The sequence below is a fragment of the Streptomyces sp. D2-8 genome (assembly GCF_023184515.1).
Lineage (GTDB): Bacteria > Actinomycetota > Actinomycetes > Streptomycetales > Streptomycetaceae > Streptomyces.
This window is the reverse complement of the sequence record NZ_JAAHBP010000018.1, coordinates 187561-212082: the sequence shown is the minus strand read 5'-3', so window position 1 is coordinate 212082 and position 24522 is coordinate 187561. Positions and strand designations below refer to the sequence as shown.

The following is a 24522-nucleotide window of genomic DNA, read 5'->3' as shown; positions in this document are numbered from 1 at the left end:
GAGAGGCGAACCGATGCAGAACCCGCCCGGCGAGGAGCCGGAGACCACCCTCTCCGTGACACCGCCGAAGAAGTGGGCGGCCGGAGTCCCCGCGGTCGTGCACGCGCTGGGGTACTCCCTGGAGCAGACCTCCCCGCGCAAGACCGGGGTGGACTTGTTGACCATGAACCAGGTGGGCGGGGTCGACTGCCCCGGCTGCGCGTGGGCGGACCCGGCCCCGGGCCGGCGTCATCGCAACGAGTACTGCGAGAACGGCGCCAAGCACATCAACGACGAGGCCACCACGCGCCGGATCACCGCCGACTTCTTCCGTGAGCACAGGGTCTCCGACCTCGCCGCCCGCTCGGACATGTGGCTCAACCAGCAGGGCCGGCTCACCGAGCCGATGATCAAGCGGTCCGGCTCCGAGCACTACGAGCCCATCAGCTGGAACGACGCCCTGGGTGTCCTCGCGCAGGAACTGAAGGCGCTGGCCTCCCCGGACGAGGCCGTCTTCTACACCTCCGGCCGCGCCAGCAACGAGGCCGCCTTCGTCCTGCAGCTCTTCGCCCGCGCCTTCGGCACCAACAACCTGCCCGACTGCAGCAACATGTGCCACGAGTCCAGTGGCTTCGCCCTGAGCGAGACCCTGGGCACCGGCAAGGGCACCGTCAGCCTCGACGACCTTCACCACGCCGACCTGATCTTCCTCGTCGGGCAGAACCCGGGCAGCAACCACCCGCGCCAGCTCACCGCCCTGGAGGAGGCCAAACGCAACGGCGGCCGGATCGTCGCGGTCAACCCGCTGCCGGAGGCCGGGCTGCGGCGCTTCAAGAACCCGCAGAAACCGAGCGGAGTCGTGGGACGCGGCACCCAGATCGCCGACCGTTTCCTGCACATCAAGCCCGGCGGCGACCTCGCCCTGTTCCAGGCCCTCAACCGCCTGCTGCTGGAGGCTGAGGACGCCCGGCCCGGCACCGTCCTGGACCACGACTTCATCGACGCCCACACCACCGGCTTCGAGGAGTTCGCCGAGCACGCCCGCACCGTCGACTGGGACGACGTGCGCACCGCGACCGGACTGACCCGTGAGGAGATCGAGAAGGTCCGCGACGAGGTCCTGAAGAGCGACCGCGTCATCGTCTGCTGGGCGATGGGCATCACCCAGCACAAGCACGGCGTGGCCACCGTAAGGGAGATCGTCAACTTCCTGATGCTGCGGGGCAACCTGGGGCGCGCCGGTACCGGTGCCTGCCCGGTGCGCGGCCACAGCAACGTCCAGGGCGACCGCACCATGGGCATCTGGGAGCAGATGCCGGACACCTTCCTCGACGCCCTGCAGAAGGAGTTCGGCTTCGACCCGCCGCGACCGCACGGCCTGGACTCGGTGAACTCGATCAAGGCGATGCGCGAGGGCAGCGTCAAGGTCTTCCTCGCCCTGGCCGGCAACTTCGTCCGCGCCGCTCCCGACAGCGCGGTCACCGAGGAGGCCATGCGCTCGTGCCGGCTGACCGCCCACATCTCCACCAAGCTCAACCGGTCGCACACCGTCTGCGGCGACACCGCGCTGATCCTGCCGACCCTGGGGCGCACCGAGCGTGACGTCCAGGCCGACGGCGAGCAGTTCGTCACCGTCGAGAACTCCATGAGCCAGGTGCACACCTCCCAGGGCCGCCTCCAACCGGCCTCCCCACTGCTGCTCAGTGAAGTCGCCATCCTGTGCCGGCTCGCCCGCCGCACCCTGGACGGCGAGGCGGGGATCCCCTGGGACACGTTCGAGGGTGACTACGGCATCATCCGCGACCGTATCTCCCGCATCGTGCCGGGCTTCCATGACTTCAACGCACGGGTGACCCGCCCCGGCGGCATCCAACTGCCCAACCCGGTCAACGAGGGCGTCTTCAACAACAAAGCCGGCAAAGCCCTGTTCAGCTGCAACGAGCGCGTGGTGCCCCGGGCACCCGAGGGTCACCTGCTGCTGCAGACGCTGCGCTCGCACGACCAGTGGAACACCGTCCCCTACACCAACGACGACCGCTACCGCGGCATCCACGGCAGCCGCCACGTCGTGCTCGTCAACCCGGCGGACCTGATCGAACTCGAACTCGCCCAGGGAGATCACGTCGACCTGGTGAGCGTCTGGGCGGACGGCTCCGAGCGCCGGGCCGAGAACTTCGAGGTCGTGCCCTACCCCACCGCCAAGGGCTCGGCCGCCGCCTACTACCCGGAGACGAACGTCCTGGTGCCACTGGACAGCGTCGCCGACATCAGCAACCAGCCCACATCGAAGGGCATCGTCGTCCGCCTCGAACCCGCCCTCGACCGGACACAGCCGACACCCGCCTGACCGACGGCACGATCCGGACGGGGCCCGCGACGGCAGGCGGGCCCCGTCCGGGCGTTGCCGACAGGCGCGACGCGCCGTCAGCGGGCCAAGGGAGCCCACAGGACAGGGCATACGGGCGGCCATCGAAGGTCTTGGCTTCGGTCAGCCGCGGACGACGAAATGCTTCCGCACGAGGACGAGCTGCTCCCACAAGACGAGGGACTGGCGCTGCAGCCACTCGAAGAGCCTTCGCTCGCGCCTGCCTCCCACCAGGATGCGTGGTCGACTGGGCGCCCGGGGGTCGCGGTGACCTTCAGCGCCTCTTGAGCAGATCCCTCTTCGTCGGGAGGTTTGGGTTGGGGCCGGTGCTCGTCCACAGGGCCGCGACGCCCCGGGGATGACCTCAGCGGCACCCGGACCTTCCCTGATCACCGGACACAGATCGCCGGACGTGACCACTTGCCATCGAACAGCACTCGGCATACGGTCGTACGACCGTAAGTCATACGCTCATAATGTAAACTGGGGAGTTCGTGATGACGACAACTCGGCCGGTGGCGCTCGTGACAGGTGCCTCATCCGGAATCGGCAAGGAGACGGCCCGCGCCTTGGGCGCGGCGGGCTTCGAGGTGGTCGGAACCGGCCGCAAGACCTCCGGGCTCACCCCGCCCGCGGGTGTGACGTACGTCGATCTCGACGTGACCGGTGACGACTCCGCCACCGCCGCGGTCGCAGAGGTGATCGACCGGTTCGGACGTATCGACGTCCTGGTCAACAACGCAGGCGTCGGCTCGGCGGGTGCCGTCGAGGAGAACTCCGTCGCCCAGGCCCAGAGTGTGCTGAACGTCAACGTCCTCGGTGTCATCCGTATGACGAAGGCCGTCCTGCCGCACATGCGCGCTCAGGGTGGTGGACGCGTCATCAACATCTCGTCCGTCCTCGGGGTCGCTCCCCAGCCCTTCATGGCTCTGTACGTCGCGTCGAAGCACGCCATCGAGGGCTACTCCGAGTCGCTGGACCACGAGGTACGCGAGCACGGCATCCGAGTTCTCCTCGTCCAGCCCGCCTATACCAAGACCAGCTTCGACACCAACGCCGCACAGCCCGACACCCCGCTGCCTCTGTACGCGGAGCGACGGCGCGTCTTCGACGAGGTGCTCGCGGATGCGATGAAGGGCGGCGACGACCCCGCCGTCGTAGCCAAAGTGATCGTCACCGCGGCCACCGACAAGAAGCCGAGGCTGCGCTACACCGCCGGTCCGCTGGCCTCACGCGTCACCACGGCGCGCCGCCTCGTTCCCGCCGGAGTGTTCGACAAGCAGATCCGCAAGAACAACCGCATGGCCGGCTGACCCGGCTCCCCGCCCGGTGCCTCCACCCGAATGCGCACGACCGAGCCTCGATCGGGCCGGAAGACCTCACCTACGCCGAGGTGTACCCGGATGGCGTGCCCGCCCCGTGTTGCGTTTCCGAGGGTGCCGGCCTCGACAAGGCAGTGCTTCACCTCCACCTCGGCGAACCCGTCACCGCCTCGTGGCACGCCCGCTACATGTTGATCATGTGGCCTGCGAGGCCATGAACGGCTTCCTTGACCGCCTCTCCAAGGGTGGGGTGAGCGTGGACGTTGCGGGCCACCTCGTGGACCGTGAGGTCCCACTGTTGGGCCAGGGTCAGTTCGGGGAGCAGTTCGGTGACGTCGGGGCCGACGAGATGAGCTCCGAGGAGCTCGCCGTACTTCCCGTCGCTGACGAGCTTCACGAGGCCGGTCGCGTCGCCCAGACCGTGGGCCTTGGCGTTCGCGGTGAAGGGGAACTTGGCGACCTGGACGTCGAAGCCCTCCTCCCTCGCCTGCGCCTCGGTATAGCCGAAACTGGCGATCTGTGGCTGGCAGAAGGTGGCGCGCGGGATCATCACGTAGTCCAGCTCCATGGTCTCGGCGTCCGCGATCGTCTCGGCGGCGACCACGCCCATCGCCTCGGCGGCATGCGCGAGCATCAGCTTCGCGGTGACGTCGCCGATGGCGTAGATGTGCGGGACCGAGGTGCGGCAACGGCCGTCTACGTCGATCGCGCCGCGCTCGGTGACCTGTACCCCCGTCTTCTCCAGGCCGTAGCCGCTGACGTTGGGCGCGAAACCGATCGCCTGCAGGACTTTGTCGGCCTCGAGGACCTGCTGGGCGCCGTCCTTGCCCGTGACCGTGACGCGGACCTGAGGGCCGGACTCGTCGATCGACTCGACGCGGGTCGAGGTGAGCACGTCGATGCCCAACCTCCGGTACTGCTTGGCCAGTTCCGCGGACACCTCGGCGTCCTCCAGCGGGGCGATCCGGTCCAGGAACTCGACGACGGTCACCTTCACGCCGTAGTTGTGCAGCACGTAGGCGAACTCGACACCGATGGCCCCGGCACCGGCGATCACGATCGTCTGCGGCAGGTCCTCGGCGAGGATCTGCTCCTCGTACGTCACCACGCGGGACGTACGGCGGGTACCGGGCAGCAGCCTGGGGCTGGCCCCGGTGGCGATGATGCAGTGCTCGAAGCCGATGTTGCGGGTGTTGCCGTCGTAGTCGGCCACCTGGAGCGTGTGCGAGTCGAGGAACGTGCCGCGACCGCTGATTTCCGTGATCTTGTTCTTCTTCATCAGGTAGTGGACGCCCTTGACCCGGCCGTCCGCGACCTTCCGGCTGCGGCGGAAGGCCTCCCCGTAGTCGAAGGAGACCTCTCCCTCGACCTTGATGCCGAAGGTCTTCGCCTCACGCGTGAAGATGTGCGCAAGCTCGGCGTTGCGCAGCAGGGCCTTGGTGGGGATACAGCCCACGTTCAGGCAGACGCCGCCCCAGTACTTCTCCTCGACGACAGCGACACTCTTGCCCAGTTGGGCGGCCCGGATGGCGGCGACGTATCCGCCGGGGCCCGCGCCGAGTACGACGACGTCGAAGCGCTCACCTTGCTCGTCCATGGACGGCTTCCTCTCCACTGGGCGGCCGGCTCCCGCGAGGGGCCGACTCACTCTTGATCGAACAACCTGTTCATCAACTCGGCAGCGGCTCCCCGGACATCCGCTTCAGCACGCCGGCTCCTGGCCTGCGCCCGCGCAGTCATCATCGACGGCGGGCCGAAGCTCCGACGGCCTCGTCCGAACGAGGCGTCCTCAGCTCACTCGGGCGGCCTCGTACGGAAGGCCGGGCCCGGGACGCTCTCGATGTCCTTGGCTTGCACCGGGTGGCCTCGTTCGCAGCGGATCTGGACGTCGACGTGCCCGCCGCACTCGCGGTGTCGCGCCAGTACCGCCGGCCCCTCCGGGTCGGCGCGGTAACGGTCGCCCCACCGCAGCAGCCCCAGGACGGCGGGCACCAGATCCATGCCCTTGGAAGTGATCACGTACTTCGGCCGACTCCGCGAACCGGGTTCCTTGTACGTCTCGGTCGCCAGGATCCCTTCCGCCACCAGCATCCGAAGCCGCGCGGCCAGAAGGTTCCGAGGACAGCCCAGGACACGTTCGAAGTCACCGAACCGGGACGAGCCGTACAACACCTCACGCAGAATCAGGATCGTCCACTTCTCGCCCACGATCTCGAGGGTCCGCCCGATCGAGCAGTTGGACGTGTCCCGGTCGAGTCGGTGGTCGATGCCGGCATCTTGAAGCACTTCGGTCGACGCATCCATGGAGCGATTCTAGCGGAGCTTGAGTTCATTATCAGATACTCAGCTGCCGGTGCCGGTGCCACCATCGGTCACTCGCCCCGGCTGCGCCCATGGCCGGGCACCGATTCAAGCAGGACGGGATAGACGGTTCGGGCATCTCGACGCTGATGGCGGACGCCGGACTTTCCGCAGCCCGGGCGCGGCAGGGCCATCGGACTGTTCACCATGCCGGCGGGGACCCTGCAACCATCCCGCGCCCTCGCCGACCGTAGGTTCGCCGACGAGGCACTCGAGCGGGAAATCGAGAATACCCACTCGTTCACGCACACGAGGGCATGAGGCCAAGCCCGAACGCGAGAGTCTCCACCATTCCCAGCGCACGAACCGTCCGCCCCTGACGCCCGCTACCGCTCAAGGAAGTCGAGGGCTTCCGCCACGAACTGCTCGTGGAACCGGAAGATGCCTCCGTGGCCGGCGTCGGGGTAGACGACCAGGTCGGCGTTCGGCAGTCGCCGGGCCAGGTCGAACGAGTTCTTCGTCGGCACCATCCTGTCGCTCTCGCCGTTGGCGACGAGCACGGGCTGATGGATGACCGAGAGGTCCTGGGGCTGCGCGAGCCCCCAGCGGTGGATCGCCTTGAGCTGAGCGAAGTACGACGCGAGGGAGATCACCTTGTCCCGGTCGTGGCTGCGCTCCTTGAGACGGGCGAGGAACTGCTTTCCGGCTCGGCGCCCGCCCGCGGTGCGGGTGAAGAAGAGGAACTGCTTCGGGTCCTGGAGGGTGAACAGAGCGCGGAGGGTGTCGAGATGGGACAACCGAGTCACATCCTTGATGCCCTCGCCGCCCGCGGGGCCGGTGCCCGTGAGGATCAGCTTGCGGACGAGCCGCGGTTCGTTCTGCGCGATCACCTGGGCGACCATGCCGCCCATCGAGAAGCCGTGAAGGTCGACATGCTCGAGCCCGAGTCCCCGGATGAAGGTGACGGCGTCCTTCGCTATCTCCTCGATGGTCTTCGATGTCGAGCCGCTGGACGCGCCGACACCCCTGTTGTCGAAGGCGATGACGCGATGCCTGGCGGCGATGCCGTCGACGACCCGGGGGTCCCAGTTGTCGAGGACCGCGGCAAGGTGGGTGAGGAAGACCACCGGGACGCCGGTCTTCGGGCCGAGGTCGCGGTAGGCGAAGGTCACTCCCCCGGCGGTGAGGGTGCGGGTGGGCGCCTTCCTGTACGACGTCACCACGTCGCCTCGTACTCCTTGTGCGTCGTCCACGGCCGTGCCCTTCTGCGTGGGGTTTCCGGACCGCGCCTGCGGTCAGTGCGGTCGGCGGCGGAAGGTCCATGGAAGTCGGAACCCTGCTCCGGTCGAGTCCTTCAGCGTCACACCGACCATTAAAGTATGATCGTAATCTAATGCGGCCGCAAGAGATGCGCCGCACACGATGACGGTGAGGTCGCAACAGCGAGTCGATGCGGCCGGAGGTCCACCCCTCCCCACGGAGCGGGCCCTCGATACCGGGGCAGGCGTGGCCGTCGACAGCGGGAGGCAGCCCAGCCCGTCAGTGATCAAGGGCTTGGACGTGGTGAAGAACCGCCATGCGGGATCCGCAGGAGGGCGTCCCGGTCGCGTCGGCCGAGTGATCGGCCGGACAGGACGCGTCGGCGTCGGGCTGCTCCACAACAGCCACAGCCTGGGGAATCGGGAGGTGGTGCGTCAGACGTGCTGCCCGGCGTCCAGCAGGGCAAGGGCGTTGTTCACCCCCTGGTCGAGGAGCTCATTGGAGAGTCGGCTGTCGGTCAGGGCACGGGACAGCTGCAGTGTCCCGGCCATCAGGCCGAGGAGACTGAGGGCCTTCACGCGAGCGGAGGACGGGGCCTCGGGCGCCATGCGGGCGGCAATGCCGTCGATGAGCACCAGCACGCCGTCGGTGTACGCCTGCCTGGTCGTGTCGGTGCAGCGCCCGATCTCGTCGAGCAGAGCGGCGTTCGGGCAGCCCTCGCCAGGGGTGTCGCGGTGCTGGGGCGACAGGTACCCGCGCACGATCTGCTCGAGTCCGGCACGGCCAGGCGCAGCCCGAGCGACAACATTTTCGGCCTGCACGCTCAGCTGGTCGGCGATCGCCGTGGCGACGAGGTCATTCTTGGATTCGAAGTGAGCGTAGAAGGCCCCATTGGTCAGCCCCGCGTCCTTCATGAGCGTCGAGACCCCGGAGCCGTCGATACCGTCTTGCTTGAACCGGCGGCCCGCCGTCTCGATGATCCGCCGCCTCGTCTCCGACTTGTGCTCTTTTCCGTACCGCACCACAGCACACGCTCCTTCGCCGGCCGCAAGGACCGGTCGCCCTTCACCGACTTCACCCCAGCCTATGATATTGCGAACGTAATCCAAAGGAGGTCGACAGTGGTGGTGGGCGGCCGTCACGTCGCCGCCTGCCCACTGCGGGCAAGGTCGACGGACGAGCGTCGGGCTTTCATCAGTGAGGGCGGGTACGGACCCGGAGCCGGAAGCCTTCGCCGACGAGGCTCATGTGCAGGAGTTCGTCGTCGCCGCCGTGGCCGATGTGCAGGTAGGCGAGGTCGAGCGGGGCGAGGGCGCGCACGAGTGCCGGGTACAGCTCGTGGGTGTCGCCCTCCGGGATGTCGTTGAACGGGTTTCCGGGAGAGATCCGGAAGCCGGTGCGGCCGGCGCCGATCTCCTCGGCCACGGCGGTGGCGACCTCGACGGCGAAGCGGATGCGGTTGTCGATGGAGCCGCCGTACCGGTCGGTGCGCTGGTTGGTGTTGGTGGCAAGGAACTGGTGCACGAGGTAGCCGTTGGCGCCGTGGATCTCGACGCCGTCGGCGCCTGCCGCGATGGCGGCCGCGGCGGCGCGCCTGAAGTCGCCGACCGTCGCGGCGGCCTCTTCGGTGGACAGTTCGCGCGGTTCGGCCGAACACCGTGACCAGCCCGGCACCGGCTGCCCCACCGCGGGATTCGCAGGGGACATGGCTCGCCAGCCCACAGCTGGGGAGGTGCGCGAAACGTACGCGGCCGGAGTCGAGGAATTCGCCGCGTGGCTGTCCACCGACGCCGACGACGGCCTTCCCATGGTGGCCACTCTGGTGGGCGCGATCCTGCTTGCCCGGGCCACAGCGGGCACAGAGCTGTCGGAGAGGATCCTCGAGTCGACCCACAGAGCCGTGACCGCACCACACGCACCCGGACCGGAATCCTGAACACGGGCGCTGCGACTGTGGATCAACGCCGGGCAGTCGAGGGGTTGTTACGCCCTTCGGGGATCGGCTTCCGTGCACCCACAGGGACGCACTCCCTGTCAGAGCCCATTCGGCGGGCCTCATCCGAACTGCAGGCCCGGGGCATTCTCGATGCCTTCCGCCTGTACGACGTGACCCCGTTCGCAGCGGATCCGGCGCCGACACGCGCGCCGCCGGTGTCACGCCAGTACGGCCGGGCCCTTCCGAGTCGGCGCAGCCCCCCAACCGCCGCTGAAGCCCGGCGGCCTGGCCATCAGTGCCGTCGGACCGCCGGACTCCGGCTTCGCCAAGCAGCTCGGCACCCCCTCCTTCCTGGATCTGGTCATGAACGCGCTCAGCCGCAAGATGCGCAAGCAGGCCAAGAAGCTGGGCGTGCGCTACCAGTTCTTCTTCATGCAGGCCAACGGCTCCCAGCTGCGCGAGTTCAGCGCCCTCTACGACAGCGGGAAGCTCCGCCCGGTGATCGACAGCGCCTTCCCGTTCGACAAGACCCTCGAGGCGATGGCGCACGTCGAGCAGGGCCGCACCAAAGCCGGCAAGGTCGTGGTCTCGATGGTGCCCGACCACGACTGAGACCGTGCCGCCGCGGGCGCTCCCTGCGGCACGGCCACCGGAGGGGCGACGACGCCGTCGGCGATCCAGGCTGCCTGGCCCTCTCCCCGGGCCGGCCCACACCAGCGAGACGGCCTCTGTGCCAGTGTCACGGAGGGCTTTTGCGGGCGCCGCCCTCTTCGGGACGCCCGCGCCGGCCACCGCCGCAGCGCTGCCCGCGCACCGCGCTGACGCCTCGTCCGCACTGCTCCCGCGGCTGGATCCCATTGCCCTGCGGGCGGCGGTCGACGACCTGGAACACCCGCCGTCGACCGCGGCGCAGCTGCGAGTCGACGGCACTGCCGGTCATTGGTGCGGCACCTCGGGCGTGGTCGACATCAGCACACAGCGCCCGGTGACGGCACATCACAAGGTCCGGATCGGCAGCATCACCAAGGTCTTCGTCGCCACGGTGGTGCTGCAGCTGGTGGCGGAGGGCCGGGTCGCTGGACGCGCCGGTGCGGCGCCTCCTGCCGGAGCTGCTGCCAGCCCGCTTCGCGACTGTCACGTACGGCCCCGGCTCTCACAAGGCGGCGCCTGGCGCCCTGGCCCAGGCTCCCGCCAGGCCCCAGGCCGTGACGACTTCAGCACCCCCGCAGGTCTCCACCTGTGCGGTTGTCAGGTGGTTAGGGGCGGAGCGCGGTGTCGGCTCGGCCGTGCGGGCCCGCGTCGACGTCGTCGGCGAGGGCCTGGGCGCGGCTGCCGGAGCGGAAGCTCGCTTGGACAAGCCTCCGGGTGTGTGACCCACTCGATCGCGTCGTGCGGTCGATGAGCATTCCCGGGCCGGTCGGACGGGCGGATCAGCGCAGTCCGGCGAAGAGATCGTTCTCGGGTACGGCCGCGCCGGTGGCGTCCTGGACCCGTAGGAAGGTCTCCATGCCCATCAACTCGCCGAACCTCTCCTTGCCCATCTTGAGGAAGAAGATGTTTTCGCCCTGACTGGCGTGCGCGGCCAACGCGTCGAACTTTTGACCGCTGAACGCGGTGGTGTCCACCCACGTGGTGATCTCATCGTCGGGGAGGCCGATCTCGGCCATCGCGGCGGCCTCGGCAGGATCCGGCTCCGGCATGTCCTCATCGAACTCGCGCATGATCTCGCCGAATCGCTGCATCATCGAGCGGGGCATCGTCGTCCAGTACACCTTCGGTGTCAGCGCGGTCATCTCCAGCGCCGCCATCGTGATGCGGTGGGCCTGGATGTGGTCGGGGTGGCCGTAGAAGCCGTTCTCGTCGTAGGTGACGACCACATCAGGCCGGTAGTGCCGCATGAGTTCCGCGAGTCGGGCCGCGCCTTCCTGCACGGGGGTCTGCCAGAAGGATCCGGGGGCGTCATTGCTCGGCCAGCCCGTCATGCCGGAGTCGGCATAGCCCAGCATCTCCAGATCGCTGACCTTCAGGACGCCGCAGCTCGCCTCAAGTTCTTGACGGCGCATCATGGCGATCGCCGCCGTATCGTGCCCGGGATCACCCGGTTTGACACCCCCGGGTCCGTCACCGCAACCGCCGTCGGTACACGTCACGAGAACCGTGCGGATGCCTTCCGCCGCGTACCGCGCGAGGACCCCTCCGGTTCCGGTGGCCTCGTCGTCGGGGTGGGCGTGTACTGCCATGAGCGTCAAGGGCCGGTCAGTCATGAAAGAGTCCTCCAGCTGAATTACGTCGTGGTCCGAGTGCGCGGCGGGCGTACCGCGACCCTGGGGCGCGGACCCCGATAGGGCGGACGGCCTTGTGGTCTCCGTGTTCCGCGCCCGTGCGGTGCCTGTCCCTCGGTCGATGCAACCGTGCCAACCAGACCGGTTGTTCCCGGCGCGGCCGCTCGGCCCTCCAGGTTTCGGCGTTTCAACGCGAAGGACGTACAGGCGCGACCTGCATGTCTCAGCGCCACGGCGGATCCGACTTCCATCCGGCACCGGCCGTGAGTGGCACCTCTCCCCTCCTCAGATCACCGATTGAGATGAGTTGTCAGGCAGGCCAATCTCCCCCCATTGGCCGTTCCCGGCCGCCCAGACCGACGGTTACGGTCCCGGCATGGACGAGTTGGCAAAGATCCTCCATCACGCCGCGGAACACGCCGCCGCCTACCGTCGCTCGCTGCCCGAACGGCCGGTGGCGCGCCCCGTCGATCCCGCAGCCCTGCGCGCCGCGTTCTCCCGCCCCTTGAACCGTTCACCCGCCGACCCGCTCATGGTGGTCGACGAGTTGGTGGCCGCCGCCGAGACGGGACTCGTCGCCACCGCGGGGCCCCGCTTCTTCGGGTTCGTCGTCGGCGGGGCTCTGCCTGCGGCCACCGCCGCGGAGATCCTCGCCGCCGGTTGGGATCAGAACGCCTTCAACGCCGCGCTCTCGCCCGCCGCCCTCGCCGCGGAGGAGGCGGCGGGCGGCTGGCTGAAAGACCTGCTCGGCATCCCGGACACAGCGTCGACCGGATTCGTCACCGGCGGACAGGCGGCCAATACCGCAGGACTCGCGGCAGCCCGGCAGCACCTGCTCTTCCAGGCCTGCTGGGACGTCGGGCACAAGGGGCTGCGCGGCGCCCCGCGCCTGCGGGTGGTCGCCAGCGAGGAGCGTCACGCCACCATCGACCGCTCGCTGCGGTTGCTCGGCCTGGGCACCGACTGCCTGGAGACGGTCCGTACGGATGGACGCGGCGCCCTCGACGCCGAAGACCTGCGCCGCGTGCTGGCGTCCGACCCGGGTACGCCGGCGATCGTCTGCACTCAGGCGGGCAACGTGAACACCGGCGCCTGCGACGACCTCCGTACCGCCTGCGCCCTCACCCACGCCCACGGCGGGTGGGTGCACGTCGACGGCGCGTTCGGCATGTGGGCGGCCGCGAGTCCGGCGACCCGCCCTCTCGTCGACGGCGTCGAGCTGGCCGACTCCTGGGCCTGCGACGGCCACAAGTGGTTGAACGTCCCCTATGACTGCGGCTACGCCTTCTGCTCCCGCCCCGCCGTACACGCCGACGCTCTGTCGTACACCGCCTCCTACCTCACCCGCGCCGACGGCACTCCGCCCGGCGGCGCCGACTACACCGCCGAGTCCTCCCGCCACGCACGCGGCTTCGCCACCTGGGCAGCGCTGCGCGAACTCGGCCGTGACGGCGTCGCCGAACTCGTGGACCGCTGCTGCTCCCTCGCCCGTCGTTTCGCCGACGGCCTGACCGCGGCGGGCTTCGAGGTGGTCAACGACGTGACGCTCAACCAAGTCCTCGTCAGCTTCGGCGACGACGCCCGCACCGACCGCGTCGTGCAGGCTCTGCAGGATGACGGCACCTGCTGGATGGGCGCCACCACCTGGCGCGGCCGACGGCTGATGCGCATCTCGGTGTCCGGGCACGCCACGGCCGAGGCCGACGTCGACCAGTCGATCGCTGCGATCGTGCGGCTGACGCGGGCGTCGTAACGCCCCCGACCCGATCGGGCTTGGGCCCTGTGGTCCACCCTCCGAAGCCGCACCTGGCAACGAGCCCGGCACCGCCGAGGCGTACCGCGCGGTGGCGCGACCAGTACTGCGGCATGAGGGGAGGGAAGTCGTACGTGGGCTGTTCGGAGAAACCCTCGGCACGGGCAGACGGGCCACCGGGGGCGAGCCGAACGAGGACGGTTGTGGCAGAAGACTGATCAGTCGCGGCAGGAGCAGGTCAGGGGTGCCCTGGAAGGAGCATCCGTGTCACCGGCTGCTCTGCGGACTGTAGGGCTGCAGGAGCTGGTCCACGGGTGCGTGATCGTCGGTGAGGAGTGGGGCAGCGCCGGTCCAGGAGGTGAGGTCCTCGCCTGTGGTGATCTTCCAGCCGGTTTGCCGGGCGTCGAGCGCTCTTTGGATCGCGCGGAGGTCGACCGGCTGGTCGGAGGCGAGCACCACCACGTTGCCGCCCCCGGAGTCGGCCGTCGGGCCCTGGCCGATGTCGGCGGGTTCGCCCAGGAGGGCCAGGTGCTCGAAGGTGTCGCCGAGGGTGGCTACTTCGGCGCGTGCGAAGTCCATACCACCGTGATCGATGAGGTTGGCAACGTACAGGCCTTCCTCGTTGAGCACACGCCGTACATCGGTCATCGCTTCCACCGTGGTGAGGTGCCACGGCACACTGACGCCCCCGAAGGCATCGCCGACGACGAGGTCACGACTGCCGGTGTCCAGGCGCCGCAGGCCCAGCCTGCCGTCCTCGACGCGTACGTCGATACCGGCCTGCGACCGCAGACCGAGTTGCTCGCGGTTGATGCCCACGACCCCGCCGTCGATCTCGGAGACGAGGCTGTGCGTTCCGGGCCGCGTGGCGGCAAGGTAACGGGGAAGGGTGAGTCCGCCGCCGCCCAGGTGGTGGGCGACAAGTGGTTCACCTTGCGGAAAGACGGCGTCGACCACCGACGCGATGGCGCGTACATACTCGAACTTCAGGTGTGTCGGGTCGTCGATGTCGACGTACGAGTGCCGCAGACCGTCCAGTAGGAGCGTGCGGCCGTTGCCCCCGTCGGGGTCCGCGACGACTCGTGCGCAGTGGTACTTGGTCTCCACGTCGCAGCCCCCGGGCGCGACTGCGACGGCGAGACCGCCCGCCACGACCATGAGTGTCAGGGCCGGGGCTCCGCTCCACCCGCGTGTTCGCCACTCGACCCACGCCGAGCCCGCCACCAGCAGTGCTCCGAGGCCGAGCAGTATGCCGCTGACGGGTAGCCGCGACACGAGGACGAAGCCGGTGAGCACGGTGCCGACGATGGCGCCGACGGTGCCGACTCCTGAAAGTCGGCCGACCACCGTACCGGTTTCCGCCAGGTTGGTGAGGCGCAGCTTCGTCACGAACGGGGTCACCGCGGAGAGCAGCGCGCCCGGCACCAGGATGGTCAGCGATGCGATCACCAACAGCACCGCTGGTGCCCACTCCGCAGTGCTGCGCAATACGGACGGGGTGAGCGCCACCACCGCTCCGGACACTCCGAGCGAAGGACCGATGAGCCGGCGTGGGTCGACCTGATCCGCGATGTGCCCGCCCAACCAGGAGCCGAAGGCGATAGCGGTGAGCGCGATGCCGATCACCATGGTGCTGGTCTCGAGGGTCAGGCCGAGGTAGGGAGCGAGCAGCCGCAAGGCGACGATCTCGACCACCAGAACCGCTGCCGAGGACCCGAACACCAGCATGGCGGCGGCACGGGGGCCCAGACCGGCACGGCCGGGTCTACTCTCAGCGACAGGCGACGATGACGATCCGGTCACGGGCGACATTCTCGCATGATGGCTCTCCTCGAACAGACCACCGTCGACGGCGGCCCCTGGAGATCGGCCTCGGCCTTCGGCACCCACCGGGGGTTGTCGGAGGAGAAGGTGCCACGATGACAGTGAAGGCCCGCAACGCGTCTCGGCCGCCTCCGAGTGTCGTTGAGACTCTCGGGGACGGCCGGGGCGGTCGACGTGCGGGCGTCAGCAGGGCTGGGGAATGCCGTTGCCGATGTGAGTGGGCACCGGGTCGGTCTCGCTGTAGATGTCCGTGTCCTTCATCCAGCCCCACTTGCCGTTGTCGGCCTGCGTCCAGAGCCACCGGTTCGGGTGCGGGCCGCCGATGTAGGCGCCGGTGTCCCTGCGGCACTCGAACCAGCTCGGGTTCGAGTACATCTTGCCGACCGGACGGCTGGTGTCGGGGGTGGCGTAGACCGTGGCCCCCGAGACGTTGTTGCAGTACATGCGCATGCCGCCATCGCCCCACCAGCACGGGTTGGCCGCCTCGGCAGTGCCGGAGGAGACGGTGCCCAGCGCGGTGAGTGCCACGCCTGTGACGACGGCCGAGAGCTTGCGCGTGGATGTTTTCAAGGTGATCCCCCCGTGATGGAGTCGGTGGTGCGTGGTCAATAACGACGCACCGAGTTGGTCTCGCTGGAAGATCGCAGTGAACGTCTTCACCATCACCTTCGGTGGCGGCCGCTCCGCCGCTGGTCGTTTGACAGCCCCGAAGTTGGCTTACTAGGGCGCGTATCCAGTTGTGATCAATCTGCGGGATTCGCCCTCGCGGCAGGGCCTGGACCGGTAGACCTTCTTGCGTGACGCGAGTGCAACTGACGGACGCCGAGTGGGAGTTCATCGGGCCGTACCTGCCGATCGGCGAGTACGGTCCGTACCCCGAGCGGCTGCGGCAGCAGTTCGAGGGTGTGATCTGGCGGTTCAAGACCGGCGGACAATGGCGAGAGATGCCACAGGAGTTCGGCGCCTGGTCGACCGTCCACAACCGCTTCCGGCAGTGGCGTGACGCGGGTGTCTTCGAGGCCCTGCTGGAGGACCTGATCGCGGAAGCCGCGAAACGGGGTGAGGTGGACCTGTCCCTGGTCAGCATCGACTCCACCACCGCTCGCGCTCACCACGACGCTGCCGGGATGCACCTGGGCGAGGACGTCCTCACCGCCCTGGAGAAGGCAGCCACCGAGGCGGAGAAGGCCAGGTCAAAAGGGGCAGCCTCGAAGAACAAGACGGACAGGACGCCGAAATCGATTCCGAGCGGGAGGAGCGACGACGCATCCGGCGCCGGCGCAAACTCCGGCTGAAGGCCGCCCTCCTGGGCCGGTCCAGGGGCGGGCAGACCAGCAAGGTGCACCTCGCCGCCGATCGCAAGTGCCGCCCCCTGGCGCTCATCCTGACCGCGGGCCAGGCGGCGGACAGCCCGCAGTTCATCCCCGTCCTGAAGAAGGTGCGGGTGCGCGGGCCTGTCGGCCGTCCCCGCAGCCGGCCCGAGGCGGTTGCCGGAGACAAGGCTTACTCGTCCCGCGGTAACCGCGCCTACCTGCGTAAACGCCGCATCAAGGCGGTGATCCCGGAGAAGAAGGACCAGACCGCCAACCGGAAGAAGAAGGGCAGCAGGGGCGGCAGGCCCGTCAGCCACGACACCGAGCTCTACAAGGAACGGAACACCGTCGAACGCGCGATCAACAGGATGAAGGCATGGCGAGGCATCGCAACCCGCTACGACAAGACCCCGGGGAGCTACCTCGCTGGCCTCTACCTTCGCGCCTCAATGATCTGGATCAAGGACCTCAAGCGAGCCATCCCTTGATCACAATCAAATACGCTCCCTAGCAGGGTCTGACGTACCAGACGGGGGTCCAGTTGTAGCTCGGCTCGCTGTAGGTGGCGGCAGGCGTGGTGTAAATGACGTTGCGGTTCTGGTTCTTGAACAGTGCACGGGTGCCGGGGGTCTGGTGGTTGTAGTAGGAGCCGTCGCCGGTCCAGCCCTGTAGCGCGTAGTCCTGGCAGTGGTACAGGGCGAGTCGGTCCCCCATGCCAAGTTGCTGACGGTACATGCAGAAGTACTCGTAGTCGCACTCCCACTGTGCCGCGGCACGGCTTCCGGCCGTTGTGCCCAACTCACGCACGTACTTCTCGCCGGGAACGGTGACCGTCAGCGTGGCACCGTCGCCCAGGACAATCTCGTTCGCCGAGACCTGTCGTCCGTCCTGGCGGGCGAGGTAGCGGTCCACCTTCTCCTGGAGAGCGTCGGCATTGTCTCGGCTGAGGCCGGCCGCGCGGGCCTGTTCGTCGAAGGCCGCCTGGGTTTGCGTCGTCTCCGCGGATGCCGGTCCCGCCAACCCCACAGACAACACGGCCACGACTGCAGCTGCGAGGGCTGCATAGCGCTTCAAGATGGACATGCCATTCCTTTCCTGATGAAGCACCTCCTGCACCTCCTCCTCCCTTTCGGGTGGATTCCGCTGCCCCGTGGTTCCTGAGGCTGACTCAAGACGTAGGAAGCAACGGACATGGTGCACACCGGTGGTGACCTGGCGTGCGAGCCCGCCGGTAAGCGGTGGGCTCACATGCCGGTGCACTGCGACATGTGGGGGAACGTACTCGGCCTGCCCTTCGGTGTCTTCCTGACAGGTGTCAGGAAGACACCGAAGCAACCAGCGGAACGCGACCCGGCGCCGGTGCCTCGGGAAAGGAAGTCGAGCACGACAGCGGGCCCCTGGGTTCACACCGAGGACTCTTCAGTCTGCCTGGACTCACGGGGGGCCGGGAGTTGACGGAAGTCATCGCGCGCCGCCGGCGGGACGCGCCGGAGAAGGAAGCCGGATGTCATGACCGACGACGCCTCGGAAGCCGGCGTCATACCCGGCAAGAGATCCTTACGGCCGCTGGGCGGGGTGCCGGCGACCATGGCCGTGTCACTGACCGGCACTCGCGTCTCCGTTGTAGCACTGCCCTGGTTCGTCCTCGTCACGACCGGCAGCGCCACCCAGACCGGACTGGTCGCTGGTGGACCGGATCGGCCCGCGGGCCGTCCCCTGATTGGCATTGTTCACGAGGCTGGTCGGCACACCGCCTCACCCGTTCGGGAGGCACCTGGCTCCGAGGAGCTCTTCGCAAAGTTCACGAGTCTCGGCCACACGCTGACTGTCCGGTATTGCACGCCGACTGGGCCGGTCGGACGATCCGCACGCGTCAGGTGCCGCGTAGAGGGCAACCTGCGGCTGAGGCAACTTCCAGCAGTGTCCAGAAGCAGGAGCGGAGACTAGCGATGGCCACGACGAAGGGCGACGCGCGGGTCGGCCTCCCACAGCCGAGGAGTATCCAGCTGCCGGGCATCGTGCTCGGGGTGGGGATGGGCGGGTTCGCCGACGGCATTCTCCTGCACCAGCTGCTGCAGTGGCACCACATGCTCTCCAGCACCAACCAGGACCACATCGGGGTGAAGTACTACGACCCCCACACCGTCTCCGGCCTGGAGATGAACACTCTGTGGGACGGCATCTTCCACACCGTGTGCTGGCTCTCGGTCCTCCTCGGGCTCGCCATCCTGTACTCGCGGGTCACCCACGACCGCCTGCGGGTGTGGACCTCCCGGGTGCTGTGGGGATGGATGCTCGTCGGCTGGGGCCTGTTCAACCTCGTCGAAGGCGTGCTGGACCACCACATCCTGGGTATCCACCACGTCTACGCCGGAGACGGCCAAGCCTGGTGGGACATCGGCTTCCTCGTGCTGGGCGCTCTGCTGGTCGCGGGCGGCTACCTGCTCCAGCGCAGCGGCCAGCCCTTCGACCCGAACGCCCCGGCCGGGCGGAGTGAGAACCGGCAAGCCTGATGGACCACGACATGCCCGCACACGGGCACGACGCGGGCAGCGGCCTCCCGGAGACGCTGCTGCCCGCGCTCGTCCTGCTGGCCGCTGCCGGCGCCTATCTGCTGCTCGCCCGCCGGGCACGCCTGCGCAACCCGGCCCTGGGCTGGAGCCGGTGGCGGACCACCGGCTTCCTGACCGGAACCGTCCTGCTCGCCGTCGCGCTGCTGCCGCCTGTGGCCGGCTTCGCGCACGAGGACTTCCGCGGCCACATGGTCCAGCACATGCTCATCGGCATGTACGCGCCGCTCGCGCTCGTCCTCGCGGCACCCGTCACCCTCCTGTTGCGCACCCTGCCCGCGGTCCGGGGACGGCAGCTGACCGCTGTGCTGCACACCCCGCCCGCCCGCGTGATCGCCCACCCGTCAGTCGCGCTGGCACTGTCCACGGGCAGCCTCGCAGTCCTCTACTTCACCCCCCTGTACAACGCGACCACGGGCAACCCGGCAGCCCACTGGCTGCTGCACGCGCACTTCCTGCTGTCCGGATGCCTGTTCGCCTACATCATCGCCGGCCCCGACCCCGCCCCCTCCCGCCCCGGAGTGCGAGCCCGGCTGGTGTACCTCGGCGTCGCGATCGCGGCGCACGCGGTGATCTCCCAGCTGATGTACGGCGGCTTCTGGATCGACATCCACGCACCGATCCACCAGGTCCAGGCAGGCGCGGAGATCATGTACTACGGCGGCGACATCGCCGAACTGCTGCTGGCCGCCGCCCTGGTCGCCACCTGGCGCCCCGAACACCGCCGCCAGACAACCCGCAACACCCACGCCGAGCGGGAAGGTTCACCGGCGAGCGCGGCCAGGACCTCACCACCACCGGCACCTACAGGCGCTGTTCCTGGAGCGGGCGGGACTGGTGAGCATGGATCCGAGTAAGACGCAGAGTGACGGCGGCTCGCATCCGTCCGGAATGGTCGACCACTCACGCGTGACAGCCCCCGACACGGACGCGTGTTCGCCTGGAGCATGGTGCAGGTCGCGGCCGGCCGGACACCGGTGGAATCTCGTTCGGCAGCATGGTTCGGCTCCTCCTTCTCAGCGCAGTTGCTCGGCCAGTCCGACGATGATGCCCTCCGGGCCGCGGAGGTAGCAGAGCAGATAGCTGTTCTCGAACCGGGCGATCTCGCCGACGAGTTCGGCGCCGCCAAGGCGCAGGCGGGCAACGGTGTCCTTGATGTCGTCGACGGCGAACATGACGCGGTGCGTGCCCAGCCGGCCACGCAGCGCTTAGTAGCTGTCGTAGCTGGGCTTACCGTTCGGCCGGTAGACACCGACGATGGTGCCGCCCTTCGCCGTCGAGACGGTGACCGGCTCCAGCGCAGCAGGGATCGCTCCGTCGGCGAACAGCCGCTTGCCGCTACCGATGATCACCGGATGGATGGTCATCCGGTACTCGTCGACGAGCCCGTGCCGCATGAGGGTCTGGGCGAGGCCGCCGCTGCCGACGACATTGATGTCGCCGCCGTCCGACGCCTTCAGCTTGCGTACGGCATCGACGATGTCGCCCTCCAGCAGCGTGGAGTTCTGCCACTCCACCGATGTCAGGGTCCGAGACGCCACGTACTTGTGCATGCTGTTCATCCGATGGGTGAACGGGTTGTCGGGATCGGCGGTCGGCCAGTACGACGCAAAGATCTCGTACGTCTTACGGCCGAGCAGCATCGCGTCTGAGCGTTCGTACCAATCAGCGATGGACGCGCCGACCTCGTCATCGGACACCGGCTTCTGCCAGCCGCCGTGCACGAACCCGCTCTCAGCGTCCTCGTCCGGACCGCCCGGCGCCTGCATGACGCCGTCCAGCGTCAGGAACGTGCAAACGATGATCTCGCGCATGATGCGCTCCCTTCGTCGACGGGTAGACCGCACAACCGCCGGAAACTCATCGGCGGAACTTCCGCGACCCCGGGCTGCAGTAGCTGGCTGCCGATGGTCGACGTCGCGGTTAACCGGGTGCTGCACCCCGCGGTGACCGTCGCGGGCGCGGCACTCGGGGCCTTGTGCGTGAACCTGGTGCACATCAACACCTGGTCACGGATGGACCTGCCGGTGCCCGCGCTCTGGGAGAAGGGCTCGCTCAGTCTGTTCGCCGAGTCGTTCCTGCTGACCGTGGTCATCTTCGGGGCCGTGATGATGGGCGACGCGGTACGTTCCCGGGAGGAGACCCGCAAGGAACGGGACCTGGCTCAGGCCCAGTTGATCGCCATGGAGCGGCAGCAGGCTGCCGCGGCCGAGCGGGCCGCCATCGCCCGTGAGCTGCACGACATCGTCTCGCATTCGGTGTCCATGATCGCCGTGCAGGCCGAGAGCGCCACGTACACCACCCCCGGACTCACCCCCGAGGCCCGCGATGGCTTCCAGCAGATCGCCGGCACCGCCCGCTCCTCGATGGCCGAACTGCGCCGCCTCCTCGGTGTCCTGCGCACCCCCCAGGGCCAGGAGAACACGGCCCTCACCGCCCCGCAGCCGACCCTCGACCATCTCGCCGAACTGGTCGAGCAGCACCGGGCGGTGGGCGGCGAAGCTGAGCTGAGGGTCGCCGGGGAGCGGGTGTCGCTGCCTGCCGCGTGGGAGCTGTCCGCCTACCGGATCACCCAGGAGGCGCTGAAAAGGAGGGGAAGGGGAACGGTGAGGGTGTCGTCGCCGCCGACCACGCCGATGGCGTCCAGGAGGAGGACCAGGTCCTGCTCGTCGCTGGCTTGGCGTGCGGTGCCCCGGGCCGCGGCGGCTTCCTCCCACGTGGCGCAGGACACCTTTTTGGCAGGATTGCGCTGGGGAAAGTCCAGGGAAGTCATAGGGGCGCCCATGACTGCCGTGAAGGGATGACCCGTGACGCCCACTGCGCCTCCCCCGATACCCCGAGCCGCAGGATCGTTTCCGTTCATCGGCCACGCTCTGAAAATGCGCGACAACCTCGGCTTCATCGACTCGCTGCGCGAGACACGAGAACCACTCGTCGAGATCGTCCTGCAACCAGGGACGCGCACCATCGTGGTCCAGGACCCGGCCCTGATCCACCAGATGCTCAAGGCCCTGGGGCCCACCCTCGACAAGGGCCGGCTCTACGACAAGCTGGGCCAGCTGCTGGGCGACAGTGTCGTCACCGCCATCGGCCGGAACCACGTACGCAAACGCCGCCAGCTGCAACCGGCGTTCGCCCACACCGAGATCAGCCGGTACGTCGACATCATGCGCGCCGAGGTGACGGCCACGGTCGCCGGCTGGGAGCCCGGGCGGACCCTCGACGTACGCGAGGCGATGGTCGGGCTCAGCCTCGACATGCTGGCCAAGACGGTGTTCGCCGGCAGCCTCGACGACGCCGTCTTCCGCCGACTGCGCAGCGACCTGTCGGTGGTGTTGAACGACGTCGGTGTGCGCATCATGCTGCCCGACTGGGCCGAGCGCCTGCCGCTGCCCTTCAACCGCCGCTTCGACCGGGCCCAGGCCGGCGTACGCGCCACCATCAACGCCGCCGTCGCCGAACTGCAGGCCTCCGGGCACGACACCGGGGACATGCTCTCCATGCTGCTGCGCGCCGTCGACGAGGAGACCGGCGAGCCGCTGACCGGGCATCAGATCTGCTCCGAGATCCTCACCCTGGCCGTGGCGGGCACCGAGACCACCGCGTCGGTGCTGTCCTGGACCCTGTACGAACTCGCCCGTCACCCCGGCATCGAGGCCCGGGTCCTGGCCGAGCTGGACGAGGTCCTCGGCGAACGGCCGGTCACCCTCGACCACGTGACCCGGCTCCCGTACCTGAACCGGGTGATCACCGAGACCCTGCGACTGCACCACCCCGGCTGGCTGGTCACCCGCCGCACCACCCAGGAGACCCGGCTCGGCGAGTGGACGCTGCCCGCCGGCACTGAACTGGCCTACTGCCAGCACGCCCTGCACCGCGACCCGGAGCGCTTCCCCGACCCGCTCACCTTCGACCCGGACCGGTGGACCGACCCCGCGCAGGAGCCTCCGCCGGGCGGCTTCCTGCCCTTCGGGGACGGTAAGCACAAGTGCATGGGGGACCGTCTCGCCCTCACCGAGATGGTCACGGCGATCGCGACGATGCTGCGTTCGGTGCGGCTGGAACTCGCCGAGGGCCAGGTCATCCGCCAGGTCGCCCGGCTCACCGTACGGCCGCGCACCCTGCGGATGACCGTCCGCCCCCGGAACCGTCCCGGAGCCGGGGCCTGCCGCTAGGAACCGCTGCCGCTCCAGGAGGGCTTCCGGGCTCTACACAGTGGGCCGTGAAGGGCCGTTCAGGGCGTGATGGACGGATGCGGGGCGTTCTCTCGGTCTTGAGGGGACAGCTGTTCAGGAGTGTGGCGGCGTCTGCTTGTACGGGCATGGGGACGGTGTGGGAGGCGGGCGGGTGGTGTCCCGGCATGAGCCAGTTCTCCAGGGCCGTGAAGGCCGTGCGGTGGCACGGCGTGAGAGGGTGCAGGCGCGCTCCGGGTAGGTGTCGGCGAGCGCGTCTGTGTGGGTGCCGCCCTCGATGCGGTAGTAGCGATGCAGTTGGCCGCGGCCGGCCTGGCGCACCATGAGGGCGTAGACGTCGGAGTCCTGGGTGATCGGCAGCAGGACGTCCATGGTGCCGTGCAGGGTGATCAGCGGTTTGCCGATCCGGCCGGTCAGAGCGATCTTCTCCACGGCTCTGCGGACCTCGCGGGGCCGTGCGGCATAGTCGTAGTCGGCGTCACAGGCCGCCGTGCCCGGCGCGCAGAAGGGCGCGCCCGCCTCGGTCGGGCCGTCGAAACCGGGGTCCAGTTCCTCGCGGTAGATGCGCTGGGTCAAGTCCCAGTAGACCTTGTGGTGGTAGGGCCAAAGGAATTCGGAACCGGCCGGGAAGCCGGCGGCGTGCAGAGCTCTGCGCGCCGCGCCGGCTTCCTCGCCCCCTGCGGCGTACGCCGGGTAGTGGCGCAGCGCCTCGGGCAGGGAGTTCAGCAAGGTGGGTCCGTCGGAGCGCCACATGGTGCCCTCCCAGTCCACTCCCCCGTCGTAGAGGCCGGGATGGTTCTCCAACTGCCAGCGCACGAGGTATCCGCCGTTGGACATGCCGGTCACCAGTGTGCGTGACGGTGGACGGCGATAGTGCCGGGCGACCGTGGCGCGGGCGGCTCGGGTCAGCTGGGTGAGCCGGTCGTTCCATTCGGCGATGGCGTCGCCCGGCTTCTCGCCGTCCCGGTAGAAGGCCAGGCCGGTGTTGCCCTTGTCGGTGGCGGCGTAGGCAGAGCCGCGGGACAGCACCAGTCGGCGATGGCCCGGTCGTTGGCGTACTGCTCCCGGTTTCCGGGGGTGCCGGCGACCACCAGACCGCCGTTCCACCGGTCGGGCAGGCGGATGACGAACTGGGCGTCGTGGTGCCATCCGTTGTTGGTGTTGGTGGTGGACGTGTCCGGGAAGTAGCCGTCGATCTGGATGCCGGGGACCCCGCTGGAAACGGCCAGGTCCTTGGGCGTCAGACCTGCCCAGTCGGCCGGGTCGGTGTGGCCCGATGTGGCCGTGCCGGCCGTGGTCAACTCGTCCAGGCAGGCGACCCGCTGATGCTCTGCCCCTGGTACGCGCGCCTGCGTGAGACGGGAAATGTCCCGCCGTCACACAGGTTCTCGCCACTCGTGGCTGTCCCACCCATGCCGACGCCG

The 24522-nt window shown here is 68.7% G+C and carries 18 protein-coding genes and 7 pseudogenes; 12 read left to right on the top strand and 13 right to left on the bottom strand.

The window, feature by feature from the left end:
• The first annotated feature begins 13 nt into the window (after positions 1 to 13).
• Entirely contained in the window at positions 14 to 2326 is a 2313-nt protein-coding gene (locus G3I77_RS28220; RefSeq protein ID WP_248508113.1) for an FdhF/YdeP family oxidoreductase, read from the top strand.
• Positions 2327 to 2841: 515 nt separating this feature from the next.
• Positions 2842 to 3657, top strand: a complete 816-nt coding sequence (locus G3I77_RS28215) for an oxidoreductase (RefSeq protein WP_248508112.1) — start codon at positions 2842 to 2844, stop codon at positions 3655 to 3657.
• 193 nt (positions 3658 to 3850) lie between these two features.
• On the opposite strand, the gene lpdA is transcribed toward G3I77_RS28215, so the two are convergent.
• The 5 genes and pseudogenes from lpdA to G3I77_RS28190 form a co-directional block, all read right to left on the bottom strand.
• Positions 3851 to 5263: a dihydrolipoyl dehydrogenase gene (gene lpdA, locus G3I77_RS28210; RefSeq protein ID WP_248508111.1), complete on the bottom strand. Its 1413-nt coding sequence runs from the start codon at positions 5261 to 5263 to the stop codon at positions 3851 to 3853.
• Positions 5264 to 5460: 197 nt separating this feature from the next.
• The gene (locus G3I77_RS28205) at positions 5461 to 5970 is read right to left on the bottom strand and encodes a helix-turn-helix domain-containing protein (RefSeq protein WP_248508110.1); all 510 of its coding nucleotides are present in this window, start codon (positions 5968 to 5970) and stop codon (positions 5461 to 5463) included.
• 383 nt (positions 5971 to 6353) lie between these two features.
• Positions 6354 to 7190, bottom strand: a complete 837-nt coding sequence (locus G3I77_RS28200; protein WP_248508109.1) for an alpha/beta fold hydrolase — start codon at positions 7188 to 7190, stop codon at positions 6354 to 6356.
• Positions 7191 to 7661: 471 nt separating this feature from the next.
• A complete protein-coding gene (locus G3I77_RS28195) occupies positions 7662 to 8252 on the bottom strand; it encodes a TetR/AcrR family transcriptional regulator (protein WP_248508108.1) in 591 nt (196 codons plus the stop codon).
• A 226-nt stretch (positions 8253 to 8478) separates the two neighbouring features.
• A pseudogene (locus tag G3I77_RS28190) lies at positions 8479 to 8871 on the bottom strand (alkene reductase); the annotation flags it as partial.
• A gap of 88 nt (positions 8872 to 8959) precedes the next feature.
• Between G3I77_RS28190 and G3I77_RS28185 the strand changes: the two are divergent.
• Both G3I77_RS28185 and G3I77_RS28180 read left to right on the top strand, forming a co-directional pair.
• On the top strand, positions 8960 to 9163 hold the full coding sequence (locus G3I77_RS28185) for a hypothetical protein (RefSeq protein WP_248508107.1): 204 nt from the start codon (positions 8960 to 8962) through the stop codon (positions 9161 to 9163).
• A gap of 270 nt (positions 9164 to 9433) precedes the next feature.
• Positions 9434 to 9775: pseudogene (locus G3I77_RS28180) on the top strand (zinc-binding dehydrogenase); the annotation flags it as partial.
• Between the two features lie 127 nt (positions 9776 to 9902).
• Here the strand turns inward: G3I77_RS28180 and G3I77_RS28175 are convergent.
• Positions 9903 to 10103: a hypothetical protein gene (locus G3I77_RS28175; protein WP_248508105.1), complete on the bottom strand. Its 201-nt coding sequence runs from the start codon at positions 10101 to 10103 to the stop codon at positions 9903 to 9905.
• Between the two features lie 18 nt (positions 10104 to 10121).
• On the opposite strand from G3I77_RS28175, the gene G3I77_RS28170 reads away from it, so the two are divergent.
• On the top strand, positions 10122 to 10565 hold the full coding sequence (locus G3I77_RS28170; protein WP_308311426.1) for a serine hydrolase domain-containing protein: 444 nt from the start codon (positions 10122 to 10124) through the stop codon (positions 10563 to 10565).
• Positions 10566 to 10593: 28 nt separating this feature from the next.
• Here the strand turns inward: G3I77_RS28170 and G3I77_RS28165 are convergent, their stop codons facing one another.
• Positions 10594 to 11427 carry a PIG-L family deacetylase gene (locus G3I77_RS28165; protein WP_248508104.1) on the bottom strand — a complete coding sequence of 278 codons (834 nt, stop codon included), beginning with the start codon at positions 11425 to 11427 and terminating at the stop codon, positions 10594 to 10596.
• A gap of 394 nt (positions 11428 to 11821) precedes the next feature.
• Between G3I77_RS28165 and G3I77_RS28160 the strand changes: the two genes are divergently transcribed.
• Positions 11822 to 13198: a pyridoxal-dependent decarboxylase gene (locus tag G3I77_RS28160; protein ID WP_248508103.1), complete on the top strand. Its 1377-nt coding sequence runs from the start codon at positions 11822 to 11824 to the stop codon at positions 13196 to 13198.
• Between the two features lie 267 nt (positions 13199 to 13465).
• Here G3I77_RS28160 and G3I77_RS28155 read toward each other — a convergent pair whose 3' ends face one another.
• Together G3I77_RS28155 and G3I77_RS28150 are read right to left on the bottom strand one after the other, a co-directional pair.
• Positions 13466 to 15010, bottom strand: coding sequence for a fused MFS/spermidine synthase (locus G3I77_RS28155; RefSeq protein WP_248508102.1), 1545 nt, complete (start codon positions 15008 to 15010; stop codon positions 13466 to 13468).
• Between the two features lie 195 nt (positions 15011 to 15205).
• Complete coding sequence (locus G3I77_RS28150; RefSeq protein WP_248508101.1) at positions 15206 to 15592, bottom strand: hypothetical protein; 387 nt, start codon at positions 15590 to 15592, stop codon at positions 15206 to 15208.
• Between the two features lie 227 nt (positions 15593 to 15819).
• Between G3I77_RS28150 and G3I77_RS28145 the strand changes: the two are divergent.
• Positions 15820 to 16823, top strand: a pseudogene (locus G3I77_RS28145) (IS5 family transposase).
• A 19-nt stretch (positions 16824 to 16842) separates the two neighbouring features.
• Here the strand turns inward: G3I77_RS28145 and G3I77_RS28140 are convergent.
• Positions 16843 to 17418 (bottom strand): hypothetical protein, encoded by a 576-nt coding sequence (locus G3I77_RS28140; protein ID WP_248508100.1) that lies wholly within the window; start codon positions 17416 to 17418, stop codon positions 16843 to 16845.
• A 426-nt stretch (positions 17419 to 17844) separates the two neighbouring features.
• Between G3I77_RS28140 and G3I77_RS28135 the strand changes: the two are divergent.
• The 3 genes and pseudogenes from G3I77_RS28135 to G3I77_RS28125 all read left to right on the top strand — a co-directional run.
• Positions 17845 to 18021, top strand: a pseudogene (locus G3I77_RS28135) (MFS transporter); the annotation flags it as partial.
• Positions 18022 to 18284: 263 nt separating this feature from the next.
• On the top strand, positions 18285 to 18848 hold the full coding sequence (locus tag G3I77_RS28130) for a DUF2243 domain-containing protein (protein WP_248508099.1): 564 nt from the start codon (positions 18285 to 18287) through the stop codon (positions 18846 to 18848).
• Positions 18849 to 18859: 11 nt separating this feature from the next.
• Positions 18860 to 19762 (top strand): cytochrome c oxidase assembly protein, encoded by a 903-nt coding sequence (locus G3I77_RS28125; RefSeq protein WP_248508098.1) that lies wholly within the window; start codon positions 18860 to 18862, stop codon positions 19760 to 19762.
• A 159-nt stretch (positions 19763 to 19921) separates the two neighbouring features.
• Here the strand turns inward: G3I77_RS28125 and G3I77_RS28120 are convergent.
• Positions 19922 to 20098 (bottom strand): annotated as a pseudogene (locus G3I77_RS28120) (VOC family protein); the annotation flags it as partial.
• A gap of 15 nt (positions 20099 to 20113) precedes the next feature.
• Positions 20114 to 20719, bottom strand: coding sequence for a dihydrofolate reductase family protein (locus tag G3I77_RS28115; protein WP_248508097.1), 606 nt, complete (start codon positions 20717 to 20719; stop codon positions 20114 to 20116).
• Positions 20720 to 20830: 111 nt separating this feature from the next.
• Here G3I77_RS28115 and G3I77_RS28110 point away from each other — a divergent pair.
• Both G3I77_RS28110 and G3I77_RS28105 read left to right on the top strand, forming a co-directional pair.
• Positions 20831 to 21490: pseudogene (locus G3I77_RS28110) on the top strand (sensor histidine kinase); the annotation flags it as partial.
• Positions 21491 to 21712: 222 nt separating this feature from the next.
• A complete protein-coding gene (locus G3I77_RS28105; protein ID WP_308311425.1) occupies positions 21713 to 23080 on the top strand; it encodes a cytochrome P450 in 1368 nt (455 codons plus the stop codon).
• A gap of 100 nt (positions 23081 to 23180) precedes the next feature.
• On the opposite strand, the pseudogene G3I77_RS28100 reads toward G3I77_RS28105, so the two are convergent.
• A pseudogene (locus tag G3I77_RS28100) lies at positions 23181 to 24450 on the bottom strand (3-hydroxybutyrate oligomer hydrolase family protein); the annotation flags it as partial.
• Between the last annotated feature and the right edge of the window lie 72 nt (positions 24451 to 24522).

What these genes read in the sequence shown, in the direction of transcription:
- G3I77_RS28130 (WP_248508099.1), top strand. Translation starts at nt 18,285, where the DNA reads ATGGCCACGACGAAGGGCGACGCGCGGGTCGGCCTCCCACAGCCGAGG.
- G3I77_RS28140 (WP_248508100.1), bottom strand. Translation starts at nt 17,418, where the DNA reads ATGTCCATCTTGAAGCGCTATGCAGCCCTCGCAGCTGCAGTCGTGGCC.
- G3I77_RS28160 (WP_248508103.1), top strand. Translation starts at nt 11,822, where the DNA reads ATGGACGAGTTGGCAAAGATCCTCCATCACGCCGCGGAACACGCCGCC.
- G3I77_RS28175 (WP_248508105.1), bottom strand. Translation starts at nt 10,103, where the DNA reads ATGACCGGCAGTGCCGTCGACTCGCAGCTGCGCCGCGGTCGACGGCGG.
- G3I77_RS28165 (WP_248508104.1), bottom strand. Translation starts at nt 11,427, where the DNA reads ATGACTGACCGGCCCTTGACGCTCATGGCAGTACACGCCCACCCCGAC.
- G3I77_RS28155 (WP_248508102.1), bottom strand. Translation starts at nt 15,010, where the DNA reads ATGTCGCCCGTGACCGGATCGTCATCGTCGCCTGTCGCTGAGAGTAGA.
- G3I77_RS28115 (WP_248508097.1), bottom strand. Translation starts at nt 20,719, where the DNA reads ATGCGCGAGATCATCGTTTGCACGTTCCTGACGCTGGACGGCGTCATG.
- G3I77_RS28220 (WP_248508113.1), top strand. Translation starts at nt 14, where the DNA reads ATGCAGAACCCGCCCGGCGAGGAGCCGGAGACCACCCTCTCCGTGACA.
- G3I77_RS28205 (WP_248508110.1), bottom strand. Translation starts at nt 5,970, where the DNA reads ATGGATGCGTCGACCGAAGTGCTTCAAGATGCCGGCATCGACCACCGA.
- lpdA (WP_248508111.1), bottom strand. Translation starts at nt 5,263, where the DNA reads ATGGACGAGCAAGGTGAGCGCTTCGACGTCGTCGTACTCGGCGCGGGC.
- G3I77_RS28125 (WP_248508098.1), top strand. Translation starts at nt 18,860, where the DNA reads ATGCCCGCACACGGGCACGACGCGGGCAGCGGCCTCCCGGAGACGCTG.
- G3I77_RS28215 (WP_248508112.1), top strand. Translation starts at nt 2,842, where the DNA reads ATGACGACAACTCGGCCGGTGGCGCTCGTGACAGGTGCCTCATCCGGA.